The 18,762-nt window shown below is 48.4% G+C and carries 19 protein-coding genes; 7 read left to right on the top strand and 12 right to left on the bottom strand.

Features of this window, described 5'->3' with window-relative positions; genetic code table 11:
• The first annotated feature begins 151 nt into the window (after positions 1 to 151).
• Positions 152 to 961: a M48 family metallopeptidase gene (locus RN22_RS23155; protein ID WP_046308172.1), complete on the top strand. Its 810-nt coding sequence runs from the start codon at positions 152 to 154 to the stop codon at positions 959 to 961.
• 73 nt (positions 962 to 1,034) lie between these two features.
• Here RN22_RS23155 and RN22_RS23150 read toward each other — a convergent pair whose 3' ends face one another.
• The 6 genes from RN22_RS23150 to RN22_RS23125 form a co-directional block, all read right to left on the bottom strand.
• Entirely contained in the window at positions 1,035 to 1,463 is a 429-nt protein-coding gene (locus tag RN22_RS23150) for a PAS domain-containing protein (protein WP_046308170.1), read from the bottom strand.
• A 2-nt stretch (positions 1,464 to 1,465) separates the two neighbouring features.
• Positions 1,466 to 2,473, bottom strand: coding sequence for a response regulator (locus RN22_RS23145; RefSeq protein ID WP_046308178.1), 1,008 nt, complete (start codon positions 2,471 to 2,473; stop codon positions 1,466 to 1,468).
• Positions 2,474 to 2,676: 203 nt separating this feature from the next.
• A complete protein-coding gene (locus RN22_RS23140; RefSeq protein WP_046308168.1) occupies positions 2,677 to 3,351 on the bottom strand; it encodes a hypothetical protein in 675 nt (224 codons plus the stop codon).
• Between the two features lie 120 nt (positions 3,352 to 3,471).
• On the bottom strand, positions 3,472 to 5,301 hold the full coding sequence (locus RN22_RS23135; RefSeq protein ID WP_156168250.1) for a hybrid-cluster NAD(P)-dependent oxidoreductase: 1,830 nt from the start codon (positions 5,299 to 5,301) through the stop codon (positions 3,472 to 3,474).
• Positions 5,302 to 5,410: 109 nt separating this feature from the next.
• Positions 5,411 to 6,994, bottom strand: coding sequence for a hypothetical protein (locus RN22_RS23130; protein WP_046308164.1), 1,584 nt, complete (start codon positions 6,992 to 6,994; stop codon positions 5,411 to 5,413).
• A gap of 224 nt (positions 6,995 to 7,218) precedes the next feature.
• The gene (locus RN22_RS23125) at positions 7,219 to 8,112 is read right to left on the bottom strand and encodes a LysR substrate-binding domain-containing protein (protein ID WP_046308162.1); all 894 of its coding nucleotides are present in this window, start codon (positions 8,110 to 8,112) and stop codon (positions 7,219 to 7,221) included.
• A gap of 218 nt (positions 8,113 to 8,330) precedes the next feature.
• On the opposite strand from RN22_RS23125, the gene dgcN reads away from it, so the two are divergent.
• From dgcN to RN22_RS23100, 5 genes are all read left to right on the top strand, one after another.
• Positions 8,331 to 9,344 (top strand): N-acetyltransferase DgcN, encoded by a 1,014-nt coding sequence (dgcN, locus tag RN22_RS23120; protein ID WP_046308160.1) that lies wholly within the window; start codon positions 8,331 to 8,333, stop codon positions 9,342 to 9,344.
• Between the two features lies 1 nt (position 9,345).
• Positions 9,346 to 10,281 (top strand): N-acetyl-D-Glu racemase DgcA, encoded by a 936-nt coding sequence (gene dgcA / locus RN22_RS23115; protein WP_046308158.1) that lies wholly within the window; start codon positions 9,346 to 9,348, stop codon positions 10,279 to 10,281.
• A gap of 186 nt (positions 10,282 to 10,467) precedes the next feature.
• Positions 10,468 to 11,601, top strand: a complete 1,134-nt coding sequence (locus RN22_RS23110; RefSeq protein WP_046308156.1) for a fatty acid desaturase — start codon at positions 10,468 to 10,470, stop codon at positions 11,599 to 11,601.
• A 101-nt stretch (positions 11,602 to 11,702) separates the two neighbouring features.
• A complete protein-coding gene (locus RN22_RS23105) occupies positions 11,703 to 11,927 on the top strand; it encodes a hypothetical protein (protein ID WP_046308154.1) in 225 nt (74 codons plus the stop codon).
• A 90-nt stretch (positions 11,928 to 12,017) separates the two neighbouring features.
• Positions 12,018 to 12,482, top strand: a complete 465-nt coding sequence (locus RN22_RS23100; RefSeq protein WP_046308176.1) for a GNAT family N-acetyltransferase — start codon at positions 12,018 to 12,020, stop codon at positions 12,480 to 12,482.
• A gap of 51 nt (positions 12,483 to 12,533) precedes the next feature.
• Here the strand turns inward: RN22_RS23100 and RN22_RS23095 are convergent, their stop codons facing one another.
• From RN22_RS23095 to RN22_RS23080, 4 genes are all read right to left on the bottom strand, one after another.
• A complete protein-coding gene (locus RN22_RS23095) occupies positions 12,534 to 13,553 on the bottom strand; it encodes a serine protease (RefSeq protein ID WP_197076336.1) in 1,020 nt (339 codons plus the stop codon).
• 175 nt (positions 13,554 to 13,728) lie between these two features.
• Positions 13,729 to 14,148 (bottom strand): GFA family protein, encoded by a 420-nt coding sequence (locus tag RN22_RS23090; protein ID WP_046308152.1) that lies wholly within the window; start codon positions 14,146 to 14,148, stop codon positions 13,729 to 13,731.
• 109 nt (positions 14,149 to 14,257) lie between these two features.
• On the bottom strand, positions 14,258 to 15,250 hold the full coding sequence (locus tag RN22_RS23085; RefSeq protein ID WP_046308150.1) for a cytochrome d ubiquinol oxidase subunit II: 993 nt from the start codon (positions 15,248 to 15,250) through the stop codon (positions 14,258 to 14,260).
• Positions 15,247 to 16,587, bottom strand: a complete 1,341-nt coding sequence (locus RN22_RS23080) for a cytochrome ubiquinol oxidase subunit I (protein ID WP_046308148.1) — start codon at positions 16,585 to 16,587, stop codon at positions 15,247 to 15,249. Before RN22_RS23080 ends, RN22_RS23085 begins: the two co-directional genes overlap by 4 nt.
• 287 nt (positions 16,588 to 16,874) lie before the next feature.
• Between RN22_RS23080 and RN22_RS23075 the strand changes: the two genes are divergently transcribed.
• Positions 16,875 to 17,156, top strand: a complete 282-nt coding sequence (locus RN22_RS23075; protein ID WP_039849562.1) for a hypothetical protein — start codon at positions 16,875 to 16,877, stop codon at positions 17,154 to 17,156.
• Between the two features lie 12 nt (positions 17,157 to 17,168).
• On the opposite strand, the gene RN22_RS23070 is transcribed toward RN22_RS23075, so the two are convergent.
• Together RN22_RS23070 and RN22_RS23065 are read right to left on the bottom strand one after the other, a co-directional pair.
• Complete coding sequence (locus RN22_RS23070) at positions 17,169 to 17,570, bottom strand: DUF1801 domain-containing protein (RefSeq protein WP_046308146.1); 402 nt, start codon at positions 17,568 to 17,570, stop codon at positions 17,169 to 17,171.
• A 54-nt stretch (positions 17,571 to 17,624) separates the two neighbouring features.
• Positions 17,625 to 18,611, bottom strand: coding sequence for a GTP-binding protein (locus RN22_RS23065; protein ID WP_046308144.1), 987 nt, complete (start codon positions 18,609 to 18,611; stop codon positions 17,625 to 17,627).
• Positions 18,612 to 18,762 lie beyond the last annotated feature (151 nt).

Below are 18,762 nucleotides of genomic sequence, written 5' to 3'. Positions count from 1 at the left end.
CTTCTTCGTTAAATTCCACGGAAATAGGATGACTATTCCTCGCGGAATTTGCCTCGAATTAAACGCATTGATGACCTCTGAATGCGAGTATCTTCAGGTTGTTTGGGTATACTATATAGCCAGGATTATTAAGGGCTTAAGGAATAGCGTTATGAAAATCAACAAAATCAAATATACAGCCGTTGCTGCGCTGTTGAGTGCGTTGATTGCGGGTTGTACGACTTCGCCAACCGGACGCAGCCAGTTTATTCTCGTCTCGGGTGCAGAGATGGCGACACTGGGTGCACAATCTTTTTCTGAACTGAAACAAAACGAGAAAATCAGCACGGACAAAAAGACCAATGCTTACGTACAGTGCGTAACCGATGCGATTTTGGAAGTGACGCCACCCCAGCCGGATTTTGATAAATGGGAAGTGGTGGTTTTCGACAGTGACCAAGTGAATGCCTTCGCACTGCCCGGTGGGAAAATCGGGGTTTATACCGGCCTTTTGAAAGTCGCGAGAACGCAAGATCAATTGGCATCTGTGATCGGTCACGAAATTGGTCACGTGATGGCAAACCACGGCAGCGAGCGCGTTTCAAGCCAAGTGGCTGCAAATAGCGCCTTGCAGATCACCAGCATTGCACTGGGTGCGTCAGGCACCGCAGATGCCAATTTGATCATGGCGGGGTTGGGACTTGGTGTGAATGTCGGTGTATTGCTTCCATTTAGCCGCACCCACGAATCAGAATCGGATTTGATTGGTGTGCGATTGATGAACGAAGCGGGCTTCGATCCTAACCAAAGTGTTGCCTTGTGGCGAAACATGGCAAAAGCTTCTGATGGCGCACCGCCGGAAATTCTCTCCACTCACCCATCACATGATACCCGGATTGCAGACCTGCAAACGGCGATTAACGAGTTGCCACCTCAAACACGAAAAGCACCAGACTGCGGCAGCCCTAACCTGTTCGGTTAACACTGCGTGATTAATTGAGTGTCGGAAACAAAAATGCCAGCGATGACGCTGGCATTTTTCTATCTGCAGAGTGCTATTGAGAAGCCAAAGCTTCACCCGTCACATCTGCCACAGAGATGAACATGTGTTGCGCTTCACCACGCAAATTCACCATGGGGTTTAGCGTCACATTCTGATACATAAAGCTCGCCTCGCCCGTGATAGGGCGAACGTTGCGGCAATGGAAAAGGTAAGGGCGTTGCTTCCACACCACAAAGCTCCGGCATTTCAGCTCAAACACAGGCCGGCATTTGGCGCGGAACCAACTTTCCGGAATTTCAGGGAACACATCAAACAATGACTGGCCTTTCACCTTATTTGGGTGCTTGCCCGTGTGGTGAACCATAAAGCCATTCCACATATGGATGTTGAAATCGCGGTCGACAACAATCAAACCCATGTCGATATTCTGAACCATATCGACCATCCAGTTGAATTGTTCAAATTCTGGTGAGTCAATCATGGTTACTCCTCGTCATCCATCAGGTAAGCCAGTTTCGCGTCTAAGAGCGGCAAGGATTCATCAACCAGCAGCAGCAACAAATCACACTTGATGTTGGTGCTGTCAATGGCGTAACTCACTTCGATTGTCACCGTGCGCTTCCAGGTACCGTGCATGTTTTCCACCAGCTTATCGACCGATTGGTGTTGGCCAATAATGGCGGGGTAACTTTGCGCGAATACCAAACCCGCTTGCTCACCGATACCAGAAAGAAACGCACTGATAAGCACGTTACTGACATCAACAAGCACTTCGAGATCATTGTCGATGGTGCCATCGTCCGGATAATCCAGAATACCCAGTAGGTCTTTCATCGAGGAATCAGAGATCAGCATCAAGGCTTCACCCGCGAGGCCTTCCCCACTGAATCCCTGACAAATACCATTCATATTGTCGTTATTCGCGAGGTGCTTGATGGTCATGGTGAGCTCGCTGACCTCTAGCACGTTAACCTGTGGCAGCGGCATATGAACGAACACGTCAAAGTAACGCGCCAGGGAATCGGCGGCGCGACCCATCGCCACGTTCACCACTTCCATATACATTTCGCGGCGGCCAATTTTCATATCCACCGGCGGTTGAGCAGGTTTAGGTGAAGTAGAAGGCTCGCTTTTCTTGAAAGGTTGTAAAAGCTCGACCAGCTTTTCCTGACTGACGGGCTTCTGTACGAATGCTTTTGCGCCCAGAGAGAGCACTCTCTCTTGCGCTTTTGGCTGTATGTCGCCTGATACGACGAAGACAGGAACATTGATGCTGTTGGCTCGCATCACTTCCAGTGTTTCAAAACCGTCCATTTCTGGCATGGTCAGATCAAGAAACATGACATCGAAACTGGAAGACTGAAGCTGCTCGATGGCGACTTTGCCATTTTCCGCGAACGTCACTTCTGCATTAACAAATGCTGGCAGCGACCGGGCAAGTTGCTTTCGTGCTAATGCAGAGTCGTCGGTGATTAATACTCGGGTTGTCAAAATCTCCACCCCTAAATCCGGCTGCGTATTCTATTGATTGGAATTGTTGTTGTAAGCAAGGCTACGAAATATAACGCAATTTTCAAAGAAATATGACCTTACTCCCATAAGCATAGTTGTTAAACAAGCCTATTGGTCTCTGTGGAAGCAATTTAATGTGATGGGGAGATGGATTGACCGGTTTTCGACTCCCCCATTTGGTCCTAAGGATGATCAGGAAGTGGCACATTACCAAATGCTGAAAGTTCCCTTTTCACTTTGTCGAGATCTGAGCTCAGATGGTCAAATTGCTCAATCATGGCGTTATTTTCGGCTTTTAGTGCATTGAAGTTATCGCAATCATTTTCCGATACTTTGTTCCAAGAATTACCTTTTTTGAACTCCGAGCATGCCTTCTGGCTGAGCTCCAGCTTGTGCGCTCCTTTCAGGATCTTCTCATTCAGATCACTGACCGCTTTAGTCAGTCGGTAACGCTCAGCGTACAATACGTCGGTGTCCGTAACGCGTTTTTTGAGCTGGGCAATGGCGACAGACTTTTCTTCCAATGTCTTTTCCAATGCGCCCGCTTTGCCTGCGTAAGCGCGGGATTTTTCACCCAGCGTCGCTTTCAATGCTGTTATCTCAGCCTGCTTTTCTTCGAGTTGCTGGGCGAGTGACTCAGCGTGCTCTGTCGCGGCTTCACCTTGCACGTTGACTTGCGCTAACGCTTCCTGCGCTTCGGCCAAAGCAACTTTTGTCTCGGATAGCTCGGCCTTCACGTCATCAAGTTGCAAGGAGATGCTATTTTCTACCGAAGACCAGTGGTTAGTGGCCACCAGTCCGCCCAAAAGTAAACCGCCGGCAAACAGCAATGCACCTTTTTTGTTTGTGCTTGTCATTATGTTTTCCTTGCAGTCGCAACTGCGTATTCCCCAAAAAATAACTGCCACCATGATAGCCTATGGTGGCAGTTATTAATGTTAGCTGATGGAAAAAATCTTTAGTTTTCCGCTATCTGCTTAAGGTTTGACCAAAGTGACGTCACCTTTTGGAATACAACAACATGCGAGCACAAGACCGTCTTCTTTCTCACCGGGGAACAGGGCTGGCATGTCAGGTTGTTCTACTTCACCTTCGACCAAGCGAAGCTTACAGCAACCACACACACCTGCACGGCAACTGTAATCCACATATACACCTGCCTCTTCCGCCTGAACCAAAATCGGACGCTGGTTTTCACCGCGGATGAACTCACCTTCAATGTTTATGTTCACTTCCATCGCTGGCGCGTCATTGCCCACAGTTGGTGGAGTGAAGAACTCCTGATGACGTTGGCTTTCCGGCACACCCAAGGTTTCCAGCAGATTCATGGCAGACTCCATAAACCCTTCAGGACCACAAACAAAGACTTCACGCTGCGACAGTGTTGGTAACAATGCCAGATGTTCCTGACTCAAGCGGCCAGACATTCCCTGCCAATCCGCTGCTGGCTGACTGAGTATGGTCATGACTTTTAGACCCGCGTGTGCATCTTCCAATGATTTCAGTTCATCCGCGAAGGGAATATCTGCTTCTGTACTGCATTGATGCAGGAAAATCACATCATTGATTTCGTTGTTATCTGCCAGAGCACGAAGCATCGACATCATGGGCGTGACACCGCTACCACCAGAAAGCAAGAGCAATGTCTGACGCTTGCCTGAATCATCACTTAGGTGGAACTGACCGTCCGGTTGCTGTGCTTTGATTTTGTCGCCAGCTTTTAGATTGTCGTGAAGCCAGTTTGACACCAGACCACCATCGACACGTTTAACGGAAATCGACAGCTTTTCGGGACGAGTTGGCGAGGAAGACAGCGTATAACGACGCTGGATGCGTTCGCCATCGATATCCAATTCAATAGGAAGATGCTGACCGGCTTTGTAACTTGGTAACGTGCCTTGCTGGCTGGTAAACCAGAAGGTTTTAAAATCTCGTGCAACCTCTTCAACATCGCTGCACTTCAGGTTCAGTTTTGGCGTGGTGTTGTCTTCGTAGACTTCTGGCTCACGGTATTCGAGGACTTTGATCTCATCGTCTGCAGAAATCAAACCTTCATTCAGCGCAACCAAATTCATGCCGAAATTCACGTTGCCGTCTTTGTCGGTTCGGAACTGGCTCAACGTGGTGATAGGTTCGCCGTTCACACGGAATCGACCGCTTTCCAGATCCAGCGTGGTGAACACACAGCGACTGCAAGGACGGTCAACCTGAAACGTCACGCCACCAATACGGATTTTCTCCCAGCGGTCTTCTTCAAACGCTTCACAACCGTTTGCGACAATGTTGGTTCGGAACTGATCCATGATGTGTTTATCGGGCGAGCGCTCGTTCAATGCTTCCAGAGAGGCTTCTGAAATCACCAAAAGCGGATAACCATCCGCAAAACTCACCTGGGTTTGCGCACTTTGGGAGTAACGCGGCGACGATTCTTCGCCCGTAAACAGCAATTGCTTATTCCCGCCTAACAGGTGACTGAACCAGGCATTGGCGGTGGATGTGGTGGAGTAACCCGCGAACTCGTCTTTCCAGACGCCCGTTTGCACTTCACTCATGGAGAATTGAGAGTACTTCAACACCAAAGGAGACATGGTGGGATGAGTCAGCGTAATACCATTGGACTGAATAGCCACCGACACTTCAGTCAGCTTTGGCTCGGTGCGTCCCGTGACCATTTTCCCCGTGCTATCCGTAACCATAAAGCGGCGATCGAAACTCAGGCCAATTTTTTCAACCCAAGCATTAGAGAGCGAGATGCCTCCTGCCGATTTAACGGGAAATACATTTATCTGGCTGACTTTTCTGCTCACGCTGACTCCTTTCATATGTAAACGCCGATTCCGTATTTTACAGAATCGGCGTTTGATTGCTCCAACAAACTGTTCAGTAAGAGAAATGCTTCACTTGTCTATTCGTGAACTAACTGGCAATGCTTTCTCCGTTTGCAGCAATGATCTGGTTGAGTCGGTCAGGCTCACTCACCAATGCAGGGAACTTGAGGTACAAGTGATGCAAACAGGTGAGACACAGTGAAATACAGTCATTGGTTTTCTCCCGGATTTCTTCCGCATCCCACCAAGCTTCACCCGAGAGAATGAAGTTCCAGTCACTTTCCAATGTTTCAGCCAGCTCTACCGCCAGCTCTGAATCACCTTTCACCAGCACACCCACAGCTTTAGCGACATTTTCAGATTGTGCACCCGCACCGAAAATATTTCGAAGCGCGAGGATCGCATCTAATAAACCATCCAAACGATCGGGCTGTCTCGCCGCGCTAAACAGCCTTCCAAAGGCAAGTCGTATCCCCGTTGAATCTGTATCTTCAAGCAACAGACTCCAGTTTTCCAAATCATCCAGCACACTGTTAGTGACTGATACGGGCTCTTCTGCTTCTTTAACGGTATCGACAATCTGTTTTGCCCCTTCCAGGGAGAACGGATCGATATGCCAAGCCCATTCAGGCGCAACAAACGGCGGAGTTTGTTCCAGAAAACACATTGCCATACACAAGGTAATGTTCAGCTCGGTCGCGACTTTGTCGTTCTCCGCATCCATCACATCGTCCGGCCATTCATCATCTTCCAGCAAGTCACCCACATTGATGGCGTAAGCAAAACCAGATTCCAACATAAAGCCGCTGTCTTTGCGTTTAGCCATCTGGCTCGGCAGTTGGAGTACATATTCAGCAATGGCCGGCGTGTAGCGGCGAATGGTTCCCCACTTGGTATCCAAGGCATCGAAATCAATCAAGGCAGCATTGCGGAAGCCAACAAACAGCGGGATCTGTGCAACTTCGCCATCGGCTACACTTCTCGCAATTTCAAGCATCTCGAGTACGGTCTCGACGAAGATGTCCGCAGAGATTGGCCCACGCACACGCATTAAGTCGTAGCTGTTGATCAATAGCGCAGCGGGAAGCGAGGAAAGCGTGATCACGCCACGCTTGCCTTTAGAATCCGCATAGTGACCGAAGGTTTCGCTCGGCTCGTTGCCAATGGTTTCAAAGACACGCTCAAACGAATGATCTTCAATGAAATGTCGATACAAAGTCTTGTGGCCGGGCAGATTCATGATCGCCGCGCTCAAATGACCCGAAGCACGGTAAAAAAGATGAGGACGAGCCCCTGCTTTTACCAGAAACAGCGGATAAAGCTCAGCCGCAACATTTGCCAAGCTGCGCGCGAGCGGATCCGTCGCATTAACTATCGGCGTTGCACCGCCATTTTGGCGACGCCAGACAGAAAACATATGCTGGCCATTCTGCAGAACATGCGGCAAACGGTGGAAAAAGGATTGCTCGATATCACCCTGTGAAACCGCCACGGCACGCATTTGTCGGCACAGTTGAATGTAGGAAGACAGTGTGTCTTTTTGCTTGGCGTTCAGACGCGCCTGGTGTTGCAGCACCAGCCTCGCATCCGCTTCAGAAACGTTCAGGATATAACTGACAACGCGATGCCCCATGGCTTTGACGAAATTCGGGATAGGTTCTTTCAACGGCATGTCACCCCCAGCGTCAATCTCTTCCGCTACACCCCATTTAGCGAGAGAGTCGTCTATCCAAACAGCGCTCACGAGAGGCTATTTGATCGTATCACCACGTGCTTTGAGAAAAGGCAGGCTGTTTGGATTTCTTATGCTTTAGTTATCGGCAGCGCGTTAGAAAAATATAGCAGCTACCCGACAAGATCTTTCGAGCCACTAGGCTGTTTCTTGAATTTCCGTTGTCAGTTGAGAGAGTTACCGGTAGCAATTTTTTTCAGCGCCGACCACACTTTTTCTCCCGACGGATGCAATCGGGACTGATACCGGTACGCATAGTAAGCCACTTTCCGGACATGCTCCTTTTCTCCCAACACGATCAAGCGACCATCTCTGATTTCATCTTGAATCGAAAAGTCCGGTAACCATGCCACTCCCTGACCTTTAACTGCCTGAAGTTTTAACATATCGACCATCGACGAAAGAAAGACGGTTTTTAGATTGAGTTCAGTACGAAGGGAGTCAGTTTGTCTTCCCATGTATGACGTTGGGTTATAGGCCAGCCATGGTGTTGCTTCTTCAGAGGCAAGCGAAAATTTTGGCAACCCTTTTTCGTTGGGCGCGGTAACGGGTAGCAAATCAGCATGACCGACCTGAATGTAATCGAACGGCGGTAATTTCAGGTGTTCGTTCTCAAACGCCAATAACAAGTCACACTCGCCTTGTTGAAGTGCCTCAACGGCTTCATCCACATTCATGGCGTCGACGCTAAGCATTGGCTGTGTTTGGGGCGTAAAGGCTTGCTGAATCGCGAGCGTCATATCCAAAGCCAGAGAATGGGCAGAAGCAATGCGCACCACGCTGCCATCTGAGTAATTGAGAGCGGAGATCTGGCTGATCCCCTCTTCCATCTGATGAACCAAGGTTCTCGCGGTAACCCGGAATATTCGGCCACTGGCGGTTAATGCGACGGGGGTTTGGGTGCGGTCTATCAGTTCAGCGCCGACAGACTGCTCCAGCATACGAATGCGGCGTGAAAAAGCAGGCTGGGTAATATTTCTAAGCCCTGCTGCCGTCGAAAAATTCCGTGTTTCTGCCAATGCCAGAAAATCTTCCAGCCACTTACTTTCGATATTCACGCCAACTTCCCATGCTTTGTTTCTGTTCCTATCGGCATTTTAATTTCAAAGACAAAGATTAAACCAACATTAATCACATTTTTCTTGGTTTTTGATAACCAATCGGCATGGGTGAATCACAAACGGCATTTTTCTGGAAGGACCAACCCACCTATAGTGAAAACATCACCTTAGGACTTCATGCAGCACGCAAGGGCGTGCCGGAGAAAAGGAATAAAATGAACATCCCAGCCCCTTACCTTCTTATGCTCGGCGAAAGCCATGACCCTCTTGCGATTAAAACTGCCCGTGGAATCCACTACTGGCGACCAGAAAAGTGTCTGGGTCAATTGCGCCTGAATGATGGTGTGCCTTCACTCGGCCTTCCGGAAATGGATACAAAAACCGCTCATGCGCAAGGCGCAAAAACCTTTGTACTGGGCACAGCCAACGCGGGCGGCGTATTGGCAGAACACTGGATCCCAATGATTGTTGAAGCGATTGAACTGGGTATGCATGTCGCCTCTGGGTTACACCAACGTTTGGCAGATGTGCCGGCTATTGCAGAAGCGGCAGAAAAAGCGGGCGTTCAACTGTTCGACTTGCGCCACTACGCTGAAAAGCTGGATGTCGGGAATGGTAAGAAACGCTCTGGTCAACGTCTGCTTACTATTGGCACCGACTGCTCCGTCGGAAAAATGTTCACCACCTTGGCGCTAGAAAAAGCGATGAAAGCGCGCGATATGAAAGCCACCTTCTGTGCGACAGGGCAGACTGGTATTTTGGTGGAAGGTAAAGGTATCGCAGTAGATGCGGTGATCTCAGACTTTATCGCAGGTGCAACAGAAGCCTTGTCGCCAGCCTGTGATGAGGACGAGTGGCAACTGATTGAAGGTCAGGGCTCCCTGCTCAATCCTGCATTTTCCGGTGTCACCATGGGTCTACTGCATGGTTCCCAGCCGGATGCATTGGTCCTTTGCCACGAAGCGAATCGCCCGCACACCCGTCACATGCCTCATATGCCAATGCCAGAAGTCGAAGACATCATGGAGCTTGGCTTGAGGTTGGCAAAACTCACCAATCCAAATCCTCGCTTTGTTGGCATGGCCATCAATACTTCTGCGTTAAACGAAGACGAAGCCAAGGTCTATCTTAAAGAGATGGAAGAAAAGCATGGGCTGCCAGCCACCGATCCGGTTCGATTCGGTGTGGAAAACATCGTCGACCGTTTGGTCAGCAGTTTCGGGGATTGAGATGCAAATTAGCGCGCAGATAGTTACATACACACTTAAACGCCCTTTTACAATTTCTCGTGGTAGCCGTACCCAAGCGGAAGTGATTCAGGTAACTATCGAGAAGAACGGCAAAAAAGGGCTTGGGGAATGTTCGCCTACCGGACGTTACGGGGAGTCTTTCGATAGCGTGTTAGCGCAAATTGATTCGGTAAAAGGAAAAGCCTTCGATCGCTCACAACTGAAGACGCTTTTACCCGCTGGTGCCGCCCGCAACGCATTGGATTGTGCACTGTGGGATCTGGAAACAGAAAACTTCCCTGATGGTTTTTCATTACCCGCGCGTATTCAAACTGCGATGACGGTATCGATAGCAACACCACAGGAAATGGCGGATGAAGCAAAGGCTTATGTGGAGCAAGGTGCAACACTGATTAAGGTCAAGCTCAATGGCGACGAGGTGTTTGAAAGACTTTCTGCAGTTCGTGCCGCAGCGCCGGATACCCTATTGATTGTCGATGCCAATGAAGCCTGGGGAAATCTGGATATTGAAGCGACGATTCAGCAAATCGCACCGTTGAATATCGCTATGGTTGAACAGCCTCTACCAGCGGCAGAAGATGAAGCATTGCGTCAGATATCCAGCCCCATTCCTTTATGTGCGGATGAAAGCTGTCACACCGCAGATGATGTCGAGAGCCTCGCTGGCAAATACCAGATGGTGAATATCAAACTGGACAAAACCGGCGGTCTAACGGCAGCGTTTGAATTGGAACAAGCAGCAAGGGCAAAAGGCATGCAAGTGATGGTGGGATGCATGCTTGGCAGTTCCATCGCAATGCGCGCTGCATTGCCTGTTGCGGCAACGGCAGTGCTTGTCGATTTGGATGGTGCATTCCTTATCAGTGATGATATCCAGGGCGGATTACATTACCAGAACGGACATATTGTTCTGTAGTCATATTCCCGCCTCACAGAGAGGGTGAAATACTGTCATAGTGTTTCACCCTTTTTTGTGGGTTTGAATCGAGTCACGTAATTAGTGGGCGAAATTGAGACAATTTGTTAATAGCCATCTTGACCGCCTAGATAGCGACCACTATTCTAGCGTACATGTGTACGCTGGAAATTTGCGGTATTTAACATGGAATCAAATAACACTAATAAACCACCGATCATTTGGCTGAATGTCTCGGTATTTGTCATCACTTTTGCGGTCGCCATCATTGGTACGCCACTTTGGGCCTATTACCATGGATTTGACTGGGCCCAAATCGCGATGCTCCTCGTCGCTTTTACCTTTAGCGGTATGTCTATCACCGCGGGTTACCACAGGCTCTGGTCTCATAAAACCTACGAAGCTCACCCTATTCTGAAATTCATTTTTGCTCTTGGCGGCGCTTATGCTGTTCAAAACAGCATTCTTCACTGGTCTTCCGACCACCGCGTACACCACCGTCATGTTGATGACAACGATACCGACCCCTACTCCGCTAAACGCGGCTTCTGGTACTCACACATTGGTTGGATGCTGCGTGAATATCAAAAACACCGCTATTCTGATTACAGCAACTGCCGTGACCTCCAGAAAGACAAAATCGTGATGTGGCAGCACAAGTACTACCTGCCATTGGTCATCGCGACTAACTTCGGTATTCCGATCGCTTTCGGCCTGCTTCACGGCGATTTATGGGGTGCCATTATCCTGATTGGTTTCACCCGTCTGGTTCTCAATCATCACTGTACTTTCTTTATTAATTCGCTGGCCCATATCTGGGGTAAGCAGCCGTACACAGAGAAAAACACAGCTCGTGACAACGGTATCCTAGCATTCCTGACTTTCGGTGAGGGCTACCATAATTTCCACCATATCTTTGAGAATGACTACCGCAATGGAATCTACTGGTGGCAGTTTGATCCGACTAAGTGGCTGATTAAATCAAGCAGCTGGCTCGGACTGACGAAAAAGCTTCGCATTACCCCACCAGATCGCATTGAAAAAGCGAAGGCAAGAATGATGCTGAAAACTATTCAAGCGCGTTTAAGCCTGACGCCAAATGCAACGCACCGTCTGCAGATTGTTGAGCAAGAATATGAGGCATTGGTATCTCGCATGAGCGAATACTATGAAGCCAAGAAGCGACTGCTTGACCTGAAAAAGCAGAACCTGCTGAAAAAGTACGAGCGAGCCATTCTGGTGCAGCAATTGCAGATCCTGAAAGCAGACTTCCAGAAGCAGAAGCGCAATTGGATGACGCTTACCGCATCTTACGCCTAACCGGCCAATGAGACCATCTACGCAAAAGGGCAGAGAAATCTGCCCTTTTCGTTTTTAAAACGATAACCTCTTCAATCCACTCGAAACTTACAAGGAATCTCATGAATATTGGTCGCCTTCCAATTTGGTGGTTTGTCATCATCGGAGTTGCTTCGAATCTACTCGCCGAACTGCTACTCAGCCAGTTTGGATTCAGCTACGACATTTTCAGAGATGCATTCAACTTAGAAAAGCTGCTTATCGATTCTGGTGTCTTTGTTGCGTTCTTTATTCTGCTTAGCCTGGCCTACTTTAAAATCTCGGCCTATAGAAAAGCGTCATCATGATTAAAGTTCGTCGTTATTGCACACGAGACGCCGAGCCGCTGTTATCACGAACTTTCTGATGCAACGCGCTAAAGAGAAAGGACATTGAACTTGGAAATACGACAAGCAACGCCATTCGATATCGAAGGGATATTCGACATCTATCAACAAATTGCCCAATCACACTTTGATAACGCACCGAATGCCTTTAACCCTCCCTCACAGGAAGACAAGCGTTTTTTGCTTTCCAAAATCCAAGATGAAGCCTGGTGGTTTGCCGTGGCCGAATCTGAAGGCCAAATCGTTGGATATACCATGGCAAGGCTGGATAAAAATGAGACCGTTCCATTTCTCACCAACGCTCTCATTTGCCGTCTGAACACCATTGTGGTTGACCAGAATATTCAAACCAGAGGTGTTGGGCGTGCACTTATCGATGCCTGTAAAAAGTGGGCGGAAGAGAATGGTGCTGTAGAAGTGCGCTTGGAAGTGATGTCATTCAATGAGAATGCCGTTGGTTTCTATGAGCATATCGGATTTGAGAAGCTTTCCCACACCATGTGTCTATCTCTCTAACGCTCACGAAAAAGCCGGAGAGTTTCTTCAACTCTCCGGCTTTATTTTTCTTTAACTAATTGCTTTGTTGCGCGACGCTCTTATCAAAATGACTGGCAGCATCAGCGTCAGTAACCAAAGAGGCAATGAACCGCCACCACCGCTGGTGCTTTGGGTTAGCGGTATTGTTGTGTCAGGAGCGTAGTCAGAGCCTAAATTGAAAATATCTGTCGTGAAAGTAACGTCCGGCCTTTCATAGCCACCCACTTTCTCATCAATCCAATCGTAGAACGTGGCGATTTGAGAGAAGCCATCTGCGTAATCCGTCAACCCACACCCATAAAAGGACGTATAGCTGACAACGCCAACAGCCACATAGCCTTTGTCCTTATTGGCAACCGCAGAAGGGTTTTGCCAAACCAATGGACCACCCGAATCTCCCTGACAAACCCCAGTCGACCGCTCACTGTTTGCGCAAATAAAGGAGTCGTGTCTGCCATTCACGTCGTTGCCATAACAGGTGAAGTCTTCCTCACCATTCAACAGCGTGTATTGTAAGAATCGGCTACCCTTTTCTTCAGTCGCCACTCTTCCCCAACCCGATACAAATAGATTTTCTCTTTCTGCCGCAGCAAATTGGGCATCTAAGTCAATTTGGGTAGTTTGGGTTGCGATAGCAATAGGAGAAGCTGTGGTCGCGATGTTTGAGGCTAGATGAATCACCGCAATATCTGATGTTAACCACTCATTATCATAGTCTGGGTGGACATCGATTTTGGAAACCGCAGAGATATTTTCATCAGGAATGTACGCAACATCTTCATAGCCAGTGACGACATTTAATGTTGACGTGCTGACATCAATCACACAATGTGCAGCGGTTAAAACATGACGCTGGCTGATAATGATACCACCGCAGAATTTACCTGAATCGTCAATGAGTGCTGCTTGCCATGGCACATCGCCAATCTGCACATAAGCCCCATCAACGATGGCGGGTGCAGGCACATTTTCTGCCGCAATCGCGGTTCCCAAGAAAGAAGTGCTAGCTAAAATGCCACCCAACACTTTTACAGACGAACTATTAATCACAAGCACCTCAAATCTCGATATTTTTCTATGAGATCGAAGATATCCTGCGGGCAAGTCTGGGTCGTATCCTGTTCGAAAAGACGCGGCGAAGTTCTCAGTATTCAGTTTTTAGTGAGAACACTTTACTTTAGTTCTATGCGCCAAGTAGCCCGACCTTTAGTGCTCTCTCCCTTCATCAGTGCTCTCTCCCTTCATCAAACTGCGGCAATTCATCGGTAATGTCATACCACTGCGCTTTAAATTTCTTGAAAATATGCGCATCAGGCTTGAGTGGAATATCACTTTCCAGCGTGCCAAGCGTAAATTCAACCAAGCTACCATCACTGTTAGAAGCCTCAAACAGCAAGCTGGATCCGCAGTTTTCACAGAAGGTTCTTTTGGTGCCATTTTCCGCCACATAGGCTTTCAGTTTGTCTTTGCCTTTCGTGAATCGGAAATCGTCCTCTTTGGCTTCACCAAAAGTGGCGAACGCCGCACCATGAAATTTTCGACACATCGAACAATGGCAATGTCCCATTTTCGGTTCGATATGGTCAACCTCGTATTGAATTTGACCGCACAAGCATTGGCCTTTGTAGCTGGCAGGTTTTGACATCGTAAACTCCTTTTACTGGTGAATTGTCACCCTACCCCAGCTCCAACTGAATTGACAATAAAAATGGGCACCTCATCGGGTGCCCATTTTGCTTTTTGTAGGTAACTTTTTACAGATAACTTAACTCTGTCGCTTTTCCTTTAAAGATTCTATAAATCATGAAGGTATAAAGCAGGATCATTGGCATCACGATGGCCGCTCCCACACCCACTATCATAAGGGTTGCAGGCGCACTCGCCGCTTCACTCGCAGTCATGATTCCTGGCACGACATCCGGGAAGAAACTGTAAGCCAGTCCAAGAAAACTAAGTGCAAAGATCAAGCTGACGCCGAAGAAAGGCCACCTTGCACCCAAATCATCTTTCACAGGTACCTGACGAAGGTAACGGTCAACTAAATAGATAATCGACATAACCACCAGCGGCACAGGTGCCAGCAACAGCATTTCAGGGAAGCTGAACCAGCGGGCAGCGACTTGCTCGTTTACTAGCGGATTGACGATACTGACCGCTGCAATACCCGTTGCCGCTAACCATCCTGCACGTCGTGACCATCTGGCAGCTCTGACTTGCAATTCACCTTCCGTTTTCAGTACCAGCCAAGCACCGCCGATATACACATATGCCGCAGTGACACAGAGTGCACTCAATACTGCGAATCCGTAAGCTGAGGCTGAATCCTCAAAGCCCATGATATAGCGGCCCATCATGTAGCCTTGGGAAAGCGAAGCGATCAGTGAGCCCGCTTTAAAGCAGATATCCCAGTTGTCTTTTCTATCAGCCTTAGCCTTGGCGCGGAAGTCAAACGCTACCCCGCGCATGATCAGCGCAATCAGCATAAACGCCGTAGGCAAATAGAGCTCGGTCAGAATCAGACTGTGAGCGGTTGGGAAGGCAATCAGCAAAATGCCAACCGCCAATACCAGCCAGGTTTCGTTTGCATCCCAGAAAGGGCCAATAGATGCAATCATACGGTCACGGTGCGCTTCATTGTTAGAAGGAAGCAACATCCCCACACCAAGGTCATAACCATCTAAAATCGCGTACATGAACGCGGAGAATCCAAGGAGCAGCAGGTAAATTTCCGGTAAATAGTCCATCATGCGCAAGCCTCCTTGAGGTATTTATTTGGCTCAGTTGATTCAGCGTTCAATCCTTTCCTTGCGAGATAGAAAAGCGTGCGAATATAGGCAACGAGTAAAACGGCATAAACAACCAAATACATCACCAGTGATAACATGACATTGCCGCTAGAAACCGTTGTAACGGCATCCGAAGTGCGAAGCACGCCATTGACCAGCCAAGGTTGACGGCCAATCTCAGTCACATACCAACCTGCCAGGGTGGCAACCCAACCTGAGAAAGTCATTGCGACTAGCGTGTAAAGATAGGGTTTCGGAAGTTCGCGCTTCTTCAATATTTTGAATGCGCCATAACCCGCCACCAGTAACATCAAAACGCCAACACCAACCATGATCCTGAAACCATAAAACAGCGGAGACACTGGGGGATGGTCCTCAAAATCATTCAATCCCACCAATTCACCATTGAGGTCATGAGTCAGAATCAGGCTCGCCAACTTCGGAATCCCAACTTCTAAATCGTTGAAACGGGTTTCTTCATTCGGCACAGCAAACAAAAGTAAAGGCGCACCGTTTTGTGTTTCCCAAACGCCTTCCATTGCCGCAATTTTTTCCGGCTGGTGCTCGAGCGTATTCAAACCATGTAAATCGCCCACGAAAATCTGAATTGGGATAAGCCCTGCGGCTGCCAATACGGCAACTTTTAAGCCGTTTTGTGCAGGTTTGTGGTCTGGTTTTTTCAGGTATTGGTAGGCGCTGATGCCAGCAATTAAAAAGCTTGCCGTCAAACCTGAAGCCAACAAGGTGTGCGCGAGGCGATATGGCATAGACGGATTGAAAATCACTTCCTTCCAGCTAGTGACGTGAACAATACCCTCAATCAACTCATAGCCCGCTGGTGTGTGCATCCAACTGTTGAGTACCAGAATCCAGAAGGCCGACAATGTCGTACCGATGGCCACGAGGAAAGTCGCCAGCGTATGTACCCATTCGGCAACGCGGTTACGCCCGAACAACATGACGCCGAGGAAAGTCGCTTCCATAAAGAAGGCAGTCATTACCTCATAACCGAGTAACGGCCCTGCCACATTGCCGACTTGCTCCATAAAGCCCGGCCAGTTAGTGCCAAACTGGAAGCTCATGGTAATACCCGAAACCACACCAAGCGCGAAAGTCAGAGCGAATACTTTGACCCAGAAGTAATAAAGATCCAGCCAAGCCGAATCTTGGGTTCGGTTAAAGCGGAGTTTGAAAAACACCAGCATCCAGCCAAGTGCAATGGTGATGGTCGGGAAGAGTATGTGGAAACTGATGTTCGCAGCGAATTGTATTCGCGAGAGCATAAGGGTTTCTAACATCGTTGTACCTCAATCATAAACAACTCGAAAAATGGGTTTTGAAAACACGTTCAAACAGAAGAAGTGAGATGTTTGGTGTGATGCCTAGGCCTTGATAATTGATCTATATCAATTTTTATTTAGGGTACGAAAGAAGGATTCAGTGAGGATCTACGTCGAATTGTTTAGAAATATTAAGGGTTAACACCGGCACAACAAGCCAATTACATACCCGTGATTTATGTGCTGCTGGACAGCGATTTCAGGGAGGCGTAAGATTTCGCTCCTTTCACTAGCGAGTCATAAAAATGGCTAAAAAACCGACTCGCATGGATGCAATGAAACAGATTATTGAGCAGGTAAAGCAGGAGCTTCCTCTCTACGAATCCGACACTTTTGTGTGCGGCCCAGAAGGTAACTGTATTGGTTGTCCAAAGAAGCTGCTGGAAATGGTGGACTCAGAACTGAGTTATTGGGAATCAGCTATGTCTCGCGGTATCACACCGCAATTCGACGAGATTCGCCGTTTTGGCAAGATGTGTAACAACGTGAGGCGTGGATTGGTTCGCAACAACATTATCGCGGCTTGATAAAGCTCAGCGCTAAAGCCCAAGCAGCGGCTGTTTTCTTCTCGATTGATACGTAAACGCTGCTTCAATGCAAACCCTCAAAGCGGTATCCGGAAGAGGCTGATTTAATGGGAACGAGAGTTCGCGGTTTCCAGAATAACTGAACGCCACTGGCATCACTTCTCGCAGCGTATCGACCATTAAACTCTGACAATGAAAGAAAATGGAAATTGATTCAGGTGATTTCGATTTCCAATCAAACCTCAGCGGCGTCCCGCCTTTTACTGAATAGCTAGGTTCACCCCATTTCAGACTCTCGTCGACACTAACTCCGCTTTCAGCTGCGACTACGAAAATCAGTTCCCTAAGTTGTAGCAATCTAGATTTTGCCGGCTCTGGATAGCTCTCAAACTTTGCCTTTATCTCTTCCTTCATCACGCTGAATTCCTTTTCCGATGAAAACGCCCGGCATTTAGCCGGGCGTGACAATTATTCTGTGATGAACGACAGCAGGATGTCTTCAAGCTCGTCCCAAGGTAGCAGTTCCTTGTCGATGACTTCGACACGGGACTCAACGCCTTGCAAACTGATTGGACTGACCGTCACCATCTGGTTTACCACGTTGAACGCAAACATACCGTCATCTGTATTCATCACGGCTTTCACGCGCTCCGCATTCAGGTTGGCAAACAGGCCATAGAGCGAATCAAACGGAAATACCGTGTTTGGTTCGAACACCCAGCCGCAGCTGACATAGCCCTGCCCTTTGTTTTCTTTACGACGGTATTTTTCACCGGGTTCCAGCTCAAACGGAGGCATTTCATCATCATCGTGTGAGTGATGGTGTCCAAACTGTGCATTGCGGTCAACGCGTGGCAAGGCTAACCATTCAGGGTTGAGCTGTCCTTGTTCAACATACCCTGATGCTAACTTCGCAATTTCAGCGCTTTTAACGTAATCATCGAACGCTTCAATGTCGGCTGGTGCACTGAGGTCTGCTTTGTTCGCCACCACAACGTCTGCCAATGCCAACTGGTCGCGGAAGTTCTGGTTTTCGGTGTAACGAACATCTGCGAAGTTACGCGGATCAACCAAAGTAATCGTCGCATTCAGCTCGATATAATTTTCGTAGTGCTCAGAAAGCAGCTTACCGATAATGTCTTTCGGGTGCCCCAAACCGGTCGGTTCAATCAACAATCGATCCGGATTTTGTGCCAGCAGTGCGTTGATGCCGATAGCCATGGGTAATCCCGCCACACAACACATGCAACCACCCGGAACCTCTTTCACCATCGCGCCCTGCTCACTAAGGAAAGCACCATCAACGCCCACTTCACCAAACTCATTCACGAGCACAGCCCAGTTTTCATTTTCTGGTTTTTGTTTGAGCAGATTGAGAATGGCGGTTGTCTTACCTACACCGAGGAAACCGGTGATGATATTGGTCGGGACTTTTTTAGTTAGCTTGTCGGCCATGGAGATTCCTATCAGTACGCTGATCATTGTCAGGCTGAGCAGTGTATCAATCCGGCAGAGATCCGAAAGTGCAAATTCCTTATTGCTGCCATGAATACACCGTATACCCAAACAACCTGAAGATGCCGGATTCAGCGAGATTGACTGGCGT

The organism is Grimontia sp. AD028, from assembly GCF_000973155.1.
GTDB classification, from domain to species: Bacteria; Pseudomonadota; Gammaproteobacteria; order Enterobacterales; family Vibrionaceae; genus Enterovibrio; species Enterovibrio indicus.
Note: the sequence above shows the minus strand (reverse complement) of the source record. Positions and strands in the feature narration are given on the sequence as shown.